Raw genomic sequence first — 14,859 nt, 5'->3', positions numbered from 1 at the left:
ACATTTCAGCATATATAATCTTTCTTCTGAGCAGCCTGAAGTGCCGCATTAAGAGCGGTTATCCGTGGGATGTCCACACGTATACCAGGCAGTTCTGCACTGACTTTACCTTTCACCAGTTCACGGAGAATATGGTTTTTCACCAGAAGACTTCCCCATAGCCAGAGGTCTGTCCCTTCTCTGTTCATTTTAGCCGCTGTATCACGTATCAGCCCCCATAAGGCATCTGCACATTCCTGGTGAATCCTTATGGCTTTCTCATCTCCTGATTTTGCAGCCTGAAAGGCGAGAAGGGAAAATCGGGCTATCTGAGACTTTTCCATAAGATTGTCATTGATATAGTCATCAATCTTCCCCAGTGTATCCAGTCCTGTTGTCCTGAGAAACAAAGGCGTGAGAACCGGACTTTTGATCCGTCCGGATAACTCACTGCCAACTGCCTTTAAAACCTTCAGTCCCATGTCAAAACCACTGCCCTCGTCGCTTACAATATGATTCCAGCCGCCTGTCCGGTGTATGACACCCGTCTCGTCTCTGCCATAGCAGACAGAGCCGGTTCCCGATACAACAACCAGAGCCGGCAGTCTGGTCTGATAAAGGAACACCTCACAGTCATTGACTACCATCAGATGCTCAGGTAAAAACCCCATTTCCTCAAAAAAGGATCTGCATTCCTGCTCATCCGAAGGAGAATCAATGCCGCTTGCAGCCACACAGATCCCTCTGCAGCTGCCTGGGGTAAGATTTTGTTCCAAAAGAGCTGGAAGCACCAGATTGCGGTAGCGCAGCCGGCTCTTTACTCCCCCGTCTGTGTTAAAGCTGCAGCCTGGAGCCGTAAATTCTCCCAGCATATTTCCTGACAGATCACATAGTTTGAGTCTTCCATTGGTTCCTCCAACATCCAGTCCCGCATAATACTCTCTCATAAACCAATATTCCTCCCAGTTGTGTTGTCATTTCCATGGCATAAAACCTGCTGTGGTAAACATCTCATTACCCTCCAAAAGATACTTTTTCAGGGAGGACTGCAGGGAGGTTGTGCAGGGAAACTCTAAAAGCTTTTCCATGGTAAAATCAAATCCCATGACCCGTTCCAGTATCTGAGGCCGGTCTGCCTTAACCGGAATTTTATAAAACCGGTGCATAAAGTTAACCAGCCGGCTGTACTGCGGCAGAATAAACTCCAGATGTGGATCCAGCATCCAGCTTTCACAGACAAGAATGCGATTCTCATAATAACTCTTTGCAGCATGAAGAGAGGCGTCAATGCTGTCAGGAGATAAATCTGCACCTTCGGGAATATGAACGGCAACCGCCTTCTCACCCGGAACAAGCATCACTTCCCAATCCTCCATACGATACGAAGTTTCTTGTTTCACAATCAGTGTTCCCCGTTCCAAATCTGCACTATACCCGCAAAGGGTCCCTTCCCGGCACTCCAACAGTGTTTTTACTTTACTCACCGTTTTTCTTGCGTTTGTGCCTGCGAAATACCCGTCCTGATCTGCAATGAGACCAGGATATGCCAGCGCCTTAAGCTTTTCGGACTGTCTGTTTTTCAGAAGCAGAAACGGAAATTCATATGTCACTTCCTCAAACTGCAAACTACCGAATCTGCGTACCATTCCTGCCAGTGAACGGAACACCCATTCAAACCGGTCAAGGCCCACCTGCCCCTGATGATATTTGCGGTAAGACTGAATCCAGATTTCAATGTCTTTTAAGGATTCCATAATCACTGTATCCGGAATTTCCTGTTTCTTTAAATCTTTTATCAGTTCCGGCAGCATCCAGTCTATATAAACAAGGGGTAACATAAAACCATCTAAATGAAGGAGCCTGGCATGCATGATTCCAAGCCTCACGGATTCAGCCGCTTCATCAGGATTTTTTTCTATTAACAAAAGCTCCCGGCATCTGCTGTAATTTCTTATAAAATAAGCATCTCCCTCAAAGACAACGGAAGAAGCTGCAACCGCCGTCCGGGTCTGTTCACTAAATATACTGTGTTCTGTCATTGTTATTAGTAAATCTCACTTTCAATGGTCCTGCTGTCAGAATGCGCTGTTGCCCATCAAATTCCGGGTGAAGGCCCTTTGCATAAGAGGCAAATTCTTCCAGACTCTTAAAATCCTGGAATCCTGCGCATACGCAGAAGTAAGCGATATCATCTCCATAGGTTCTGTATTCGCATTCAAACAGCTGGTCATCAATGGGTTCCAGTATACCGCTGCACCAAAGTGCGGCAAATCCATCTGCCTTTCTGCCAAGCAGCCAGTGATCCGAAATCATCGTTTCCGAAAACTTTGGTGCCGGGAAATAAGCATGTGTAAAATGGATCGGGTGCTCATTAGGGATGTGATAGACTGCACCCAGGAAATTTTCCTCCTGAGTCAGCGCAGGCATAACCCCATTTCCATACCAATAGCCCGGTCTCATAGAGCAGGAATCACATGTTCCGCCCGGGTGGTTTGTAAAGAGATCTGTTTCTTTATCAAGCGCAGCATACCACATATGCTGCTGATAACCATATACTCCCGGCTCAAAGCAGGTGGTTCCATGAAACCGTTCATTCAGAGACTTGGTGTATTCGCAGGTGGAAGGATCTGAATCCGGATCCAGGGTGAGATTCCTCCACCGTTCAAATTCCTCATCCTGTCTGGGTGACTGAACGGAAGTCATACAATAAGCAGAGGTCTTTTTCAATTTAATAAGAGCATTTCCGGTAGAATAGGCGGTATCGGCCGGCTTCTCCATCAGATCCGTTAAATCTTTTGGCAGCTGGTAACTGCTGCTTGCATAAAAGCCAAGCCATCCCTCCCCATAGGAATAAGGTACTTCCGGATTAATTAAGTTCATCAGTGCCTGTGCTCCCTGCTCAAACGGGTGAACCACTTCCCTGTAGACACGTCCCATGGGGGCAATGACAGCGCCGTCAAAGGTATGGCGGCACAGCATTTCAAGGAGCCTGTCGGTAATTCTGACAGCACGCCTGGAAATAGCATCTTCCGAAAAATCGATCACATTTAACAGTGCTGCAAATGTGACGCACATATATACTGTACTTAAAAATTCTTCAAATCCATGCTCCTCCACATCAGCCAGCCAGGCTTCTACTTTTCTTCTTCCTTCTATAAAAAGCTCTCTGCCGTTTAAGTCTGCACGGGGAAAATATTCATCCGGATACATCTCTCCTGCATTCATCGCACAGGTATAGAACATGAGGGAGTGATTTTCACTCCAGAAACACATGGCATCAGACCCTTTCTGGTCCATCCAGTAGCGCCAATTTAAAAGAACCTCTTTCGCCCGCTTTGCCAAATCCTCATTCACCGGATAATTCTTCAGATACCTCACAAGACCGCATACCAGGAAATCGGAACAGTCATATCTGCTTTCAATCTGATCCATGGTTTCATAAAGCAGTTCTATATCCCGTTTTCCGTCCATGCCAAGAAATTTCCTTGCAAGTATATTGGATATGGAAAAGCCAAATTTATCCCCTCTGGATAATCCTTCTGCTTCCCCAATCCTGCGGAAAATGGCTTTTTTATTATCTTCAAAGTCTTTGAATTCAGAGTATTCCGGCTTCTGTGCCAGGATATTTTCCACCTTTCTGGTGAGTGTTCCGTTCTGTTTCTTAACACTGACTAAGATCACACCTGGTTTTTCTTCATTAAGAGTCACCTGGTTTTTGCCGCTGATCTCCTGCCATTCCCTGCGGATATCCACCTGGGCGAAATCCGGACTCTGACTGTCATACCCCAGATACGTTCCGTCCGGAGCGCTTCCCTTGTAAGTCATAACCGAATTTTTAATGTTAACGGAAGAAAGCCACTGTTCTGTCCGGACCAGTTCATCCGTCTGCTTCTCATCAGGCAGCACAACGCAAATATCATCTGTATGATCCATGATTTGAATGCCGAATAATGTTCTGGTATCTCTGACACCAAGAGTCTGGAGGCTGACATAGATTTTATTCTTCCCTTTTTTCAGCCTGAGCGTCATATTCTTCTTTTGAATGGGCTTGTAGACCGGTGCTTCAATCCGGCACACCAATTCCCCGCTGCACCAGACGTCCACAGCTGCATAAGACCATACAACAGCATTTACCGTCAGATCTTCTTCAACCAGAATTTCAGTCACTGCATCAAGCTCCACTTTCTTAAGAGTGGAATAAAATGTACTTTCATCTACAAACCAGTTTCCATAATGGTAATAATACTTCCATGGCATTTGAAGTCTGCTGTTTTGGCCAAGTACAACCGGTTCTTCGGGGCAGGTTCTGCTTAAGTCAGCCACCAGAGATCTTAAATGCTGTTCGTAACGAAGCTGGTTGTCGTCTGTTTCGTTGTTAACAAAATCCGTCTCTTTTGGACCGGATATGAGATAGTTGGTAAGAAATCCGGTTCTGTTTAATTGTAATTTTTCCATTGTCTTATCCTTTACTGCGCCGATATAGGTGCATATTGTTTGATATTTTGCCTCATACTGTTATTTTAAATAATTTTGCAAAAAAATTATATGGCATTTTCCATGTTTCATGTAACTTTTTTTATTGTTCTTCTCATTCAGACAGAAGTTCTACACAAAAAGGGAGCTGACCAGACTGCTGTTTCCGCCAGTTTTACCATGTGTAAAGTTGTCATGTAGATCCTTTATAATAACATTTACTTTAAAGTGTCAAAGTTTAACGTGTAAAAGCGTTGACAACTTCCATACTATCCATTACAATGGGGATTAATCATTTGTTTGAAGAGAGGGAAAAGAGATATGATAATTATTATGAAACCTAATGCTTCTCCAGAAGCTGTCAGTAATGTAAAGCAATTTATTGAATCCAGCGGACTGACCGCTCATTTATCAGAAGGAACCCAGGTAACGATTGTAGGTGTTGTAGGTGATAAAACGAAAATTCAGGGTGCGAATATTGAGATGATGGATGGTGTGGATAAAATAGTTGCAGTAACAGAAAGTTACAAGGTTGTGAACAAAAAGTTTCATCCGGAAGATTCCGTCATCACCGTCGGTAAAACGAAAATTGGTCCGGGACATCTTACCTTGATGGCTGGTCCCTGTGCCATTGAAAACCATGATATGCTTATAGAAACTGCTTATGCAGTGAAAAAAGCCGGTGCCCAGTTCTTAAGAGGCGGTGCTTACAAACCAAGAACTTCCCCCTACGCGTTTCAGGGACTTGAAGAAGAAGGATTACAGTACATGAAAGAAGCCAGAGAGGCAACCGGACTGAATGTGGTTTGTGAGGTGACCAGCCTGCGTGCACTGGAAACTGCAGTGAAATACGTTGATATGATCCAGATCGGCGCAAGAAACATGCAGAATTTCGAACTTTTAAAAGAAGCAGGAAAAGCAGGGATTCCAGTTCTTTTAAAAAGAGGTCTTTGTGCTACTATCGATGAATGGTTAAACGCAGCAGAATACATTGCTTCCGAAGGGAATCCTAACATTGTTCTTTGTGAAAGAGGAATCCGCACATATGAAACTGCCACAAGAAACACTCTGGACATCAGCGCAATTCCGGTTATCCGCTCAAAAAGCCATCTCCCGGTTATCGTAGACCCCAGTCATGCAACCGGAGTCAGGGCTTACATTGAACCTATCTCTAAGGCAGCCCTTGCCGTGGGCGCAGACGGTTTAATCGTGGAAGTTCATCCCTGTCCTTCCTGCGCATTATCAGACGGTCCACAGTCTCTCACCTTTGAGCAGTTTGAGCAGTTAACCAGCCAGTTACAGCCTTATGCAAAACTTTCGGGGAGGGTTTTAAATGAATGATGCCGTAATAGCCTTTATCGGGCTTGGTCTGATCGGGGGGTCCATTGCCCGGGGGATCAAGCGTGAAACACCTGAAACTAAAATCATGGCTTATATGAGAACCCGCTCCAGACTGATGGAGGCCAAAGAAGATGGTATCGTCGATGTCATTCTGGACGGAATTGGGAATGAGCTGTTGGAATGTGATATCATATTTCTTTGTACACCCGTGGAATACAATGCAGACTATTTAAGTAAAATTCAGCCATTTTTAAAACCCGGAGCCATTGTTACCGATGTAGGAAGCACCAAAACGGATATCCATGAGGCCGTCATCCGCCTTGATATGGAATCCTGTTTTGTGGGGGGACACCCTATGGCAGGTTCTGAGAAAACAGGCTATGTAAATTCCACCGACCATCTGCTGGAGAATGCTTATTATATCATTACACCTACAGCCAAAACTACCCAGGATCAGACGAAACGTCTGGTCCGTATTGCAGAAATGATCGGTTCCATCCCCATTGTTCTGGATTATCACGAGCACGATTTTGTGACGGCTGCAGTCAGTCATCTGCCCCATATCGTCGCCTCCAGTCTGGTTAATTTAGTAAAGGATTCTGACAACCAGCAGGGTCTGATGAAAAGGCTGGCAGCAGGAGGATTTAAGGATATTACACGTATTGCCTCCTCCTCCCCGGAAATGTGGGAACAGATCTGCATGACAAACCAGCAGAACCTTACTATTATTTTAGAACGGTATATCACATCCTTAAATCAGATTTTAGACCAGTTAAACCAGAAAAACGGCAGTTATATCAACCAGCTGTTTCAAACCTCCAGGAATTACCGGAATACCTTTTCGGAACGGGCCACCGGCCCTATTGCACCGGAATACTCCTTCACAGTTGACATGGCCGATGAAGTGGGTGCCATATCAACCTTGTCCGTGATTCTCGCCTCCAAGGGAATCAGTATCCGCAATATCGGGATCAATCATAACCGGGAGCATGGAGAAGGTGCCCTGCGTATTGCATTTTACAATAAGGAAACCATGGATCAGGCCTGGAAGCAGCTGGAAAGCTATCATTATGAATTAATTTCCAATTAAGAGAGGTATCCTATGAAATTCACAAAAGCCTCCCCTTTAAGGGGGGAATTATCCATACCCGGCGATAAATCCATATCCCACCGCAGTATTATGTTCGGATCTCTGGCAAAAGGTACGACAGAAATCACCAATTTTCTTCAGGGCGCCGATTGCCTGTCTACCATTGCCTGTTTTAAAAAGATGGGCATTGCTATTGAAAATAACGGGGACTCTGTAATTGTTCACGGAAACGGTCTTTATGGACTAAAAAAACCGGAAGATATCCTGGACTGCGGCAACAGCGGCACTACTACCCGCCTGATAACTGGTCTTTTGTCTGCCCAGAGCTTTGATGTCACCTTAACCGGCGATGATTCCATAAAAAAACGCCCAATGAAACGGATCATGGACCCGCTCTCACACATGGGTGCTGATATAAGAAGCTTAGAGGGCAATGGCTGCGCGCCTCTTACCATTACAGGAAAGAAGCTTTACGGCATTCATTACACCAGCAGGGTGGCCTCTGCCCAGGTTAAATCAGCTATTCTTCTGGCAGGACTTTATGCAGAGGGTGAAACAAAGGTAACCGAACCTTATGTTTCAAGAAACCATTCAGAAATCATGCTTAAATACTTTGGCGCTGATGTAACAGCAGAAGGCACAACTGCCTCCATACGGCCTGCAAAGGAATTGTATGGCAGCAGAATCGATGTTCCGGGGGATATCTCCTCTGCCGCCTTTTTCATTGCTGCAGGTCTTTTAATACCTGGCTCTGAAATACTCATAAAGCATGTGGGAATCAATCCTACCAGAGACGGAATTCTTTCTGTATGCAGGGATATGGGAGCGGATATCACTCTGCTTAACAAAAACACCGATTCCGGTGAGCCTACTGCTGATATTCTTGTAAAAACCAGTACTCTTCACGGAACCGAAATCAGCGGTGCCATTATCCCCGCTTTAATTGATGAACTTCCCATCATAGCCGCCATGGCATGCTTTGCAGAGGGTGAAACCATAATAAAAGATGCTGGGGAATTAAAGGTAAAGGAATCTAACCGGATTGAAGTAATGGTTCAGAATCTTTCTGCAATGGGAGCTGAGGTGACAGAAACAGAGGACGGAATGATAATCCGCGGGGGGAAACCTCTTTACGGAGCAGTGATTGACAGCAGGCTGGACCACCGGATCGCCATGACCTTCGCTATTGCAGGACTATGTGCAGAAGGGGAAACAGAAATTAAGGGAGCTGAATGTGTTAATATCTCCTACCCCGGTTTCTATCAGGATTTAGAACGTCTTGGAAAATAACAGATTAAATACAAATAAGCAAAAAAACAGCATCACTTGTTTTTTTGCTTTTTATATTTTGATTATAAAATGGTGACCTGGCACATCTTCATGGCTTTTAACGCATTCTCATGGCTTTCCGGCGTAACTCCCGCACAACAGGAAGAATCAACCAGAACCGGAGTTTCCGGAAGAAATGCCTTGATTAACAGTGCATTGGATATGACGCAGATATCGGTGCACAGACCGATAAGCTCTATGGACTCATAACTGCCTGAAGCCGCGTATTCTCCCGCAGCCTTACTGGCAAAGGTATTCTTCTCAAACCGCCTGCCCGGAATCTCTTTTAAGGCATCAGCCAATTCCCAGCCGGCAGTCCCCTTAACACAGTGAAGGACTGGAAGATTCTTTCCCTCCTGAGTATCCATATAATGATTCTCATGGGTATCCAGAGTAAATATCACATCTTCTCCTGCTGCCTGATATTCTTCAATTTTCTTTTTCACATTGTTAACGATCGCTTCCGCTTCTCTGGTTCCTAAAGAACCGTCTATAAAATCTTTCTGCATGTCCACCACTACTAACAGTCTGCTCATAAGTTCTCCTTCCATCGCAGGTCTTTTTCCCATTTTATCACAGATTACGGGAAATAAATAAAGTTTTTTCAATTACCTGTTGACAAAATTCCTTTCACGCATTAATATATTGATTAATAAAAGAAACCGTTGAAAAAGAAAAGTAAGCTTTCCCAGCAGTATTTCAGAGAGCCGCCGGTGGTGTGAGTGCGGTATAGTGCAGATAGCTGAATGGACTTTTGAGGGCAGTCTTGAACCAATTGGAAGTAAGGGCTGACGGAATCCACAACCGTTATATAATGTGGCATATATGTTAGTATATGAAAAGAGGGCTTATATTAAGCCAATTTGAGTGGCACCGCGGATTGTATGATTCGTCTCAAGTATGTGAATAACATACTTGGGACTTTTTTTATGCAATGAAAGCTTTTGTATCAATGAAAATAAATTTCAGGAGGAATTATTATGAAAAAATCTGTAAAAATCATGTTACTTGCAGCACTTGCTGCCACCCTCACCGGATGTGCTTCCGGTAAAGCACCTGGCACTAATACTACCGCTGCTGCAACTGCAAAAAGCGAAGAAGCATCAGCCTACACCATCGGAATCGCCCAATTTGCAGAGCATGGTTCTCTGGATAACTGCAGAGAAGGTTTCTTAAAGGGGCTTGCTGAGGAAGGACTGGAGGAAGGAAAGAATTTAACCGTCCTTTATGAGAACGCACAGGCAGACGGAGGTACTGCAAGTCAGATTGTAAACAACTTTCTTGCCAAAAAGACCAATCTGATCTGCGCCATTGCAACTCCCATGGCACAGGCAGCCTACAGCGGAGCAAAAAAAGCGGATATACCAGTTATTTTTACAGCCGTTACAGATCCGGCAGCAGCTGCACTTGCCAATGAAGATGGTACACCGGTAGGCGAAATAACCGGAACCAGCGATAAACTCCCTGTTGAAAAACAGCTGGAAATGATCCGCAAGGTTCTTCCGGATGCAAAAAAAATCGGAATTTTATACAGTACCAGTGAAGTAAACTCAGAAACAGCTATTAAAGAATATAAAGAGGCGGCTGGTAATTACGGATTTGAAATTGTGGAAGGACCGGTTACTGCCACGGCTGATATCCCCCTGGCAGCTGACAGCATTTTAGAAAAGGTGGACTGCCTTAACAATTTAACCGATAATACAGTAGTCAGCTCTCTTCCTCTTATCCTTGATAAAGCCAGCAAGAAGAACATTCCTGTTTTCGGCAGCGAGGTGGAACAGGTGAAGATCGGCTGTCTCGCAGCTATGGGTCTTGATTATGTGGATTTAGGAAAACAGACCGGTGTCATGGCTGCCAAAGTATTAAAGGGGGAAACCAAAGCAAGCGAATTAAACTTTGAAGTAATCAAAGATGCAGCATTTTACGGTAATTCTAAGGTTGCCGAAGCACTGGGCATCAACTTACCAAAGGATCTGACAGATTCTGCAGCTGAGATGTTTACTGATATTTCAAAAGGAACAAAATAAATAGAAACTTAGTGGAGGAAGTAAAATCATGTCAATTATACTTGGCGTTTTGGAAGAAGGTCTGGTTTATGCCATTATGGCACTGGGCGTATACATCACCTATAAGATTCTGGATTTTCCGGATCTGTCTGTTGATGGGACTTTTCCCCTTGGAGGCGCTGTTACCGTTACCCTTATTTTAGCCGGATTCAATCCTCTGGCAACATTGTTTATTGCATTTGCCATAGGTGCTCTTGCCGGATGCATTACCGGTTTCATCCATGTAAAATTAAAAGTACGGGATCTTCTGTCTGGTATTATTGTCATGACCGCTTTGTACTCCGTTAATTTAAGAGTCGCCCAAAAAGCCAATGTTCCATTTTTCAATGTGAACACCATTTTTGAAAACAGCCTGGTAAACAGGCTGTTTCCGGCGTCTTTAAGCTCTGTAACAGTAGTTATCATTCTTGCAGTCATCGTTTTAGTTGTTAAATTCATCTTAGACCAGTACTTAAAAACCCGCTCCGGTTATCTGTTAAGAGCTGTGGGCGATAATGAAACACTTGTTACTTCTCTTGCAAAGGACCGTGGAATGGTTAAAATCGTTGGTCTGGCCATCGCAAACGGTCTTGCTGCCCTGGCTGGTTCCGTATACTGCCAGCAAAAGGGTTTTTTCGAGATCAGTATGGGAACGGGAACCATTGTTATAGGACTTGCCAATGTAATTATCGGAACAAAGCTGTTTAAACGGGTCGGATTTGTCAAATCAACCACTGCTGTCATTATAGGCTCTATTATTTACAAAGCCTGCGTATCTATTGCGATCTATCTGGGAATGGAAGCTTCTGATCTGAAACTGATTACATCGGTTCTGTTCTTAGCTATTCTGGTACTGAGCAACGGAAGGGAAAAGAAGGTGAAAGCATGATTGAACTGAAGAATATAAACAAATATTACAACCACGGGACTGTCAATGAAATGTGCCTCTTTAGCAATTTTGATTTAACCATAAAGGACCAGCAGTTTGTATCGGTTGTGGGAAGCAATGGATCGGGAAAAACTTCCCTTTTAAATCTGATCTGCGGAAGTATACCTCTGGACAGCGGATCCATACTCATTAACGGAACCGATATCACCAGTATGCCGGAATACCGCCGTCAGCGACGGATTGGAAGAGTCTATCAGAATCCCGCTATGGGGACCTGCCCTAACATGACTATTCTGGAAAATATGGCATTGGCGGATACGAAAGGAAAGCCTTTTAACCTGCGTCCCGGAACCAATAAACAACGGATTGGGTATTATAAAGAACAGCTTCATACCTTAGGTCTGGGCCTGGAAGATAAACTGCATGTAAAGGTGGGTGTTCTGTCCGGGGGGCAAAGGCAGGCCATGGCGCTTTTAATGTCAACCATGACACCTATTGAATTCCTGATTCTTGATGAGCATACAGCAGCCCTTGATCCCAAAACGGCAGAGATCATCATGCAGCTGACAGACAAGATCGTGAAAGAAAAACAGCTGACAACCATCATGGTGACTCATAACCTCCGTTATGCAGTGGACTATGGGAACAGGCTTTTGATGATGCATCAGGGAAATGCAGTTGTGGACTGCGCAGATCAGGAAAAAATGGGTATGGATATCAACTTCATTCTTGAGAAGTTCAACGAGATCAGTGTAGAGTGTGGAAATTAACAAGGGCAAAGGCCCCTATTTCCTTCATTTAAAAGCGGAACAGGATTTTTAATGTCCTGTTCCGCTTCTCTATAACCTGCAGTGCTATCTGCTCATCTCACTCTGAGGTCCCTTATCGTTATGTTCCCGGATTATCGTATTAACCTCGCTTAAATCTGAGGTTGGAAGATCACCCGGTATCGTATTTTTTAAAGCAGCCGTAGCATTGCCGTACTGAACCGCTTTCATGCAGTCTCCGCCAGTGCTTAAAAGACCATAAAGCGCACCTGCTATATATGCATCTCCGCTGCCGATCCGGTCCACAACATCAATATTACGGTAAGGCTCTTCCTCATAATATTCATTTCTCGCAGCATCGTAAATAATAGAACCGAATGTATGACTCTTCGGACTATGTACGATTCTTTGAGTGGAAGCCACAATGGATATGGGGTAATCCTTTGTAAAGCTCTTCATCATCTCTTTGACTGTTCCTTCTTTTTTAAAGGTCAGCCTCGCCGTATCTTCCGAACAAAAAAAGATATCCACGTAAGGAAGAATCTGTTCGATGCACGCTCTCGCTTCCTCTCCTGTCCATAGATTCCCCCGGAAATTTACATCAAAAGAAATAATCGTGCCGCTTTCTTTGAATTTACGCATCATATCAATGGCAGTTTTTCTTGTATTCTCACACAAAGCAAGGGTGATACCGGTGGTGTGAAAACAGGTGGTTGCTTTATACATATCGTCCGGAAATGAAGTCTCTGTAATATTATAGAAAGAACTGTTCTTTCTGTCATAAATTACCTTGGGCTTTCTTGGATATGCTCCATACTCGTAATAATAAAGCCCAAGTCTGGCATTGGAGCTTTCATCATATACAAAATAATCATCACTGATTCCATAGGAACGTACTTTGTTCTTTACAAAATTTCCCATGTCATTTGATGGAAGCTGCGTTACCACACCGGTATGAAGCCCTAAAAGAGCCGCTCCTACCGCTACGTTTAACTCCGCTCCACCTACCTGCTTTTGAAAGGAATCACCCCTGACCAGCCTTTCTACGCCAGCCGGAGACAGACGTAAAAGCAATTCTCCCAGGCTTAATAAATCAAATGGTCTGTCACTCATCTTGATCGTTCCTCCATAGATTTTAAAAAAAGGGGGTCATTGCAATGACCCCCGATGTCTTTCCTCGTTCAGTTAGAGGCAGTCATATCATCTGCCGGAATAGTCAGTCAGAAATTATCTCTGAACACGTCCTGATCCGTCACCGCCTGCCAGGCTGTCAACATCTTCTCTGGATACAAGGTTGAAATCGCCAGGAATGGTGTGCTTTAATGCGGATGCAGCTACTGCATATTCAAGAGCAGCCTTGAAATCCTTCTTATCAGCCATACCGCAGATTACGCCTGCTGCGAAGGAATCTCCGCCGCCTACACGGTCTACGATTGGTGTGATGTGATACTTTCTGGAATGATAGAATTCACGTGTAGCTCCGTCCATAATACATGCAGACCAGCCGTTATCGGAAGCAGAATGGCTTTCACGTAAAGAGCTGATTACATACTTGAAGTTGAACTTGTCAACCATCTGATTGAAGATATCCACATATCCCTGTAATTCCAGTTCTCCGGAAGTCACATCCGTGTTCCCCGGCTTGAAGCCAAGAACTTTCTCTGCATCTTCTTCGTTACCGATACATACATCTACATACTGCATTAAGTTTGTCATAACCTTCTGTGCTTTCTCAGAGGACCATAATTTCTTACGGAAGTTTAAGTCAACGGATACAGTTACGCCGTGTGCCTTAGCTGCCTTTAAAGCTGCTTCAGTCAGTTCAGCTGCACTGTCGCTTACAGCTGGAGTGATTCCTGTAAAGTGGAACCAGTCTGCTCCTTCAAAAATCTCATCAAAGTTAAAGTCTGCAGCTGTTGCTGTAGAGATGGAGGAATGAGCTCTGTCATATACAACAGTAGAAGCTCTCATTGCAGAACCTGTCTCTAAGAAATAGATACCAAGTCTCTCTCCGGTTTTTGCAATGTGTTTTGTTCCAACATTGTATTTTCTTAAAGCTGCAACTGCGCACTCGCCGATCGGATTCTTCGGAACTGCTGATACGAATTCAGCGTCATGTCCGTAATTTGCAAGAGAAACTGCAACGTTTGCTTCGCCGCCGCCGTAATTTACATCAAATTCATCTGCCTGAATAAACTTTTCATTGTTCGGGGTAGATAATCTTAACATGATCTCGCCCATGGTTACGATCTTTGCCATTTTGTATTCTCCTTAATTCTGCTGTTCTTAATCTATTATTTGCGTGCTGCTGCCACTGCTTCAACAAATTCTTTTGCTTTAGCAGTAACTGCTGCAAAATCGCCTGTATTAGCGCCCTTTGTCAGGCTGCTGCCTGTACCAACTGCATATGCGCCTGCCTTAATCCACTTATCAACGTTATCAACGTCAACACCGCCGGATGGCATGAAATCTCCCTGAGGAAGGGGGCCTTTAAAGGAGCTGATTGCTGCCGGTCCCATGATATTGCCTGGGAAGATCTTGATGATGTCACAGCCGCACTCCAGTGCAGTGATTGCTTCGGTAGGAGTCATAACGCCTGGAAGCATCGGTACTCTGTAACGGTTGCAAAGCTTAATGGTCTCCACATTTAATCCCGGGCTTACCACATAGTTGGCACCTGCAAGGATTGCAGCTCTTGCAGTCTCAGGATCCAGAACAGTACCTGCACCGATTACAACGTCTTCATTGCTTCTGTATTTTTCAGACATCTTAGCGATGAATTCAATTGGGTTTCCTTCATCCATAGTCATAGTGATTTCAATAAAATTGATTCCGCCTGCGATAATTGCATCTACGACTTTTTCGCCCTGTTCCAGGCTTTTCGCACGAACAACAGCAACCAGACAGTCTTTTTTCATCTTAGATAAAACTTGTTCTTTTTTCATG

14 protein-coding genes and 1 other annotated feature are annotated in these 14,859 nt (G+C 44.3%); of the genes, 7 read left to right on the top strand and 7 right to left on the bottom strand.

What is annotated here, in order from left to right; genetic code table 11:
* Positions 1-5: 5 nt before the first annotated feature.
* From RZO55_RS05130 to RZO55_RS05120, 3 genes are read right to left on the bottom strand one after another with little or no spacing between them, the layout of a single operon-like run.
* Complete coding sequence (locus RZO55_RS05130; RefSeq protein WP_318063213.1) at positions 6-926, bottom strand: N-acetylglucosamine kinase; 921 nt, start codon at positions 924-926, stop codon at positions 6-8.
* 27 nt (positions 927-953) lie between these two features.
* Complete coding sequence (locus tag RZO55_RS05125; protein WP_318063212.1) at positions 954-2,018, bottom strand: acyltransferase domain-containing protein; 1,065 nt, start codon at positions 2,016-2,018, stop codon at positions 954-956.
* The gene (locus tag RZO55_RS05120; protein WP_318063211.1) at positions 1,996-4,434 is read right to left on the bottom strand and encodes a hypothetical protein; all 2,439 of its coding nucleotides are present in this window, start codon (positions 4,432-4,434) and stop codon (positions 1,996-1,998) included. The genes RZO55_RS05125 and RZO55_RS05120 overlap by 23 nt, the downstream gene beginning before the upstream one ends.
* A 75-nt stretch (positions 4,435-4,509) precedes the next feature.
* On the opposite strand from RZO55_RS05120, the gene RZO55_RS05115 reads away from it, so the two are divergent.
* From RZO55_RS05115 to aroA, 4 genes are all read left to right on the top strand, one after another.
* Positions 4,510-4,653 carry a hypothetical protein gene (locus RZO55_RS05115; RefSeq protein WP_318063210.1) on the top strand — a complete coding sequence of 48 codons (144 nt, stop codon included), beginning with the start codon at positions 4,510-4,512 and terminating at the stop codon, positions 4,651-4,653.
* Positions 4,654-4,773: 120 nt separating this feature from the next.
* Complete coding sequence (gene aroF, locus RZO55_RS05110; RefSeq protein ID WP_318063209.1) at positions 4,774-5,793, top strand: 3-deoxy-7-phosphoheptulonate synthase; 1,020 nt, start codon at positions 4,774-4,776, stop codon at positions 5,791-5,793.
* Positions 5,786-6,883, top strand: coding sequence for a prephenate dehydrogenase/arogenate dehydrogenase family protein (locus RZO55_RS05105; RefSeq protein ID WP_318063208.1), 1,098 nt, complete (start codon positions 5,786-5,788; stop codon positions 6,881-6,883). Before aroF ends, RZO55_RS05105 begins: the two co-directional genes overlap by 8 nt.
* A 12-nt stretch (positions 6,884-6,895) precedes the next feature.
* Entirely contained in the window at positions 6,896-8,173 is a 1,278-nt protein-coding gene (gene aroA, locus RZO55_RS05100) for a 3-phosphoshikimate 1-carboxyvinyltransferase (RefSeq protein ID WP_318063207.1), read from the top strand.
* A gap of 62 nt (positions 8,174-8,235) precedes the next feature.
* On the opposite strand, the gene RZO55_RS05095 is transcribed toward aroA, so the two are convergent.
* Positions 8,236-8,748, bottom strand: coding sequence for a cysteine hydrolase family protein (locus tag RZO55_RS05095; protein ID WP_318063206.1), 513 nt, complete (start codon positions 8,746-8,748; stop codon positions 8,236-8,238).
* A 120-nt stretch (positions 8,749-8,868) separates the two neighbouring features.
* Positions 8,869-9,112, top strand: a binding site (T-box leader).
* Between the two features lie 80 nt (positions 9,113-9,192).
* Here RZO55_RS05095 and RZO55_RS05090 point away from each other — a divergent pair.
* From RZO55_RS05090 to RZO55_RS05080, 3 genes are read left to right on the top strand one after another with little or no spacing between them, the layout of a single operon-like run.
* The gene (locus tag RZO55_RS05090) at positions 9,193-10,239 is read left to right on the top strand and encodes an ABC transporter substrate-binding protein (protein WP_318063205.1); all 1,047 of its coding nucleotides are present in this window, start codon (positions 9,193-9,195) and stop codon (positions 10,237-10,239) included.
* 28 nt (positions 10,240-10,267) lie between these two features.
* Entirely contained in the window at positions 10,268-11,146 is an 879-nt protein-coding gene (locus RZO55_RS05085) for an ABC transporter permease (RefSeq protein ID WP_336624257.1), read from the top strand.
* Positions 11,143-11,916 carry an ABC transporter ATP-binding protein gene (locus RZO55_RS05080; protein WP_318063204.1) on the top strand — a complete coding sequence of 258 codons (774 nt, stop codon included), beginning with the start codon at positions 11,143-11,145 and terminating at the stop codon, positions 11,914-11,916. The genes RZO55_RS05085 and RZO55_RS05080 overlap by 4 nt, the downstream gene beginning before the upstream one ends.
* An 84-nt stretch (positions 11,917-12,000) precedes the next feature.
* Here the strand turns inward: RZO55_RS05080 and RZO55_RS05075 are convergent, their stop codons facing one another.
* From RZO55_RS05075 to RZO55_RS05065, 3 genes are all read right to left on the bottom strand, one after another.
* A complete protein-coding gene (locus RZO55_RS05075) occupies positions 12,001-13,026 on the bottom strand; it encodes a sugar kinase (RefSeq protein ID WP_318063203.1) in 1,026 nt (341 codons plus the stop codon).
* A 114-nt stretch (positions 13,027-13,140) separates the two neighbouring features.
* On the bottom strand, positions 13,141-14,172 hold the full coding sequence (locus tag RZO55_RS05070) for a PfkB family carbohydrate kinase (RefSeq protein WP_318063202.1): 1,032 nt from the start codon (positions 14,170-14,172) through the stop codon (positions 13,141-13,143).
* Between the two features lie 35 nt (positions 14,173-14,207).
* On the bottom strand, positions 14,208-14,858 hold the full coding sequence (locus tag RZO55_RS05065) for a bifunctional 2-keto-4-hydroxyglutarate aldolase/2-keto-3-deoxy-6-phosphogluconate aldolase (protein WP_318063201.1): 651 nt from the start codon (positions 14,856-14,858) through the stop codon (positions 14,208-14,210).
* Between the last annotated feature and the right edge of the window lies 1 nt (position 14,859).

The organism is Clostridium boliviensis (genome assembly GCF_033342255.1).
GTDB classification, from domain to species: Bacteria; Bacillota; Clostridia; order Lachnospirales; family Lachnospiraceae; genus Lacrimispora; species Lacrimispora boliviensis.
This window is presented reverse-complemented; position numbering and strand designations above follow the sequence as displayed.

Excerpts from the sequence above, each read along its gene's own strand:
- RZO55_RS05085 (WP_336624257.1), top strand. The coding sequence starts at position 10,268 with ATGTCAATTATACTTGGCGTTTTGGAAGAAGGTCTGGTTTATGCCATT.
- RZO55_RS05105 (WP_318063208.1), top strand. The coding sequence starts at position 5,786 with ATGAATGATGCCGTAATAGCCTTTATCGGGCTTGGTCTGATCGGGGGG.
- RZO55_RS05120 (WP_318063211.1), bottom strand. The coding sequence starts at position 4,434 with ATGGAAAAATTACAATTAAACAGAACCGGATTTCTTACCAACTATCTC.
- RZO55_RS05065 (WP_318063201.1), bottom strand. The coding sequence starts at position 14,858 with ATGAAAAAAGAACAAGTTTTATCTAAGATGAAAAAAGACTGTCTGGTT.
- RZO55_RS05080 (WP_318063204.1), top strand. The coding sequence starts at position 11,143 with ATGATTGAACTGAAGAATATAAACAAATATTACAACCACGGGACTGTC.
- aroF (WP_318063209.1), top strand. The coding sequence starts at position 4,774 with ATGATAATTATTATGAAACCTAATGCTTCTCCAGAAGCTGTCAGTAAT.
- RZO55_RS05095 (WP_318063206.1), bottom strand. The coding sequence starts at position 8,748 with ATGAGCAGACTGTTAGTAGTGGTGGACATGCAGAAAGATTTTATAGAC.
- RZO55_RS05090 (WP_318063205.1), top strand. The coding sequence starts at position 9,193 with ATGAAAAAATCTGTAAAAATCATGTTACTTGCAGCACTTGCTGCCACC.
- RZO55_RS05130 (WP_318063213.1), bottom strand. The coding sequence starts at position 926 with ATGAGAGAGTATTATGCGGGACTGGATGTTGGAGGAACCAATGGAAGA.
- aroA (WP_318063207.1), top strand. The coding sequence starts at position 6,896 with ATGAAATTCACAAAAGCCTCCCCTTTAAGGGGGGAATTATCCATACCC.
- RZO55_RS05075 (WP_318063203.1), bottom strand. The coding sequence starts at position 13,026 with ATGAGTGACAGACCATTTGATTTATTAAGCCTGGGAGAATTGCTTTTA.
- RZO55_RS05125 (WP_318063212.1), bottom strand. The coding sequence starts at position 2,018 with ATGACAGAACACAGTATATTTAGTGAACAGACCCGGACGGCGGTTGCA.
- RZO55_RS05070 (WP_318063202.1), bottom strand. The coding sequence starts at position 14,172 with ATGGCAAAGATCGTAACCATGGGCGAGATCATGTTAAGATTATCTACC.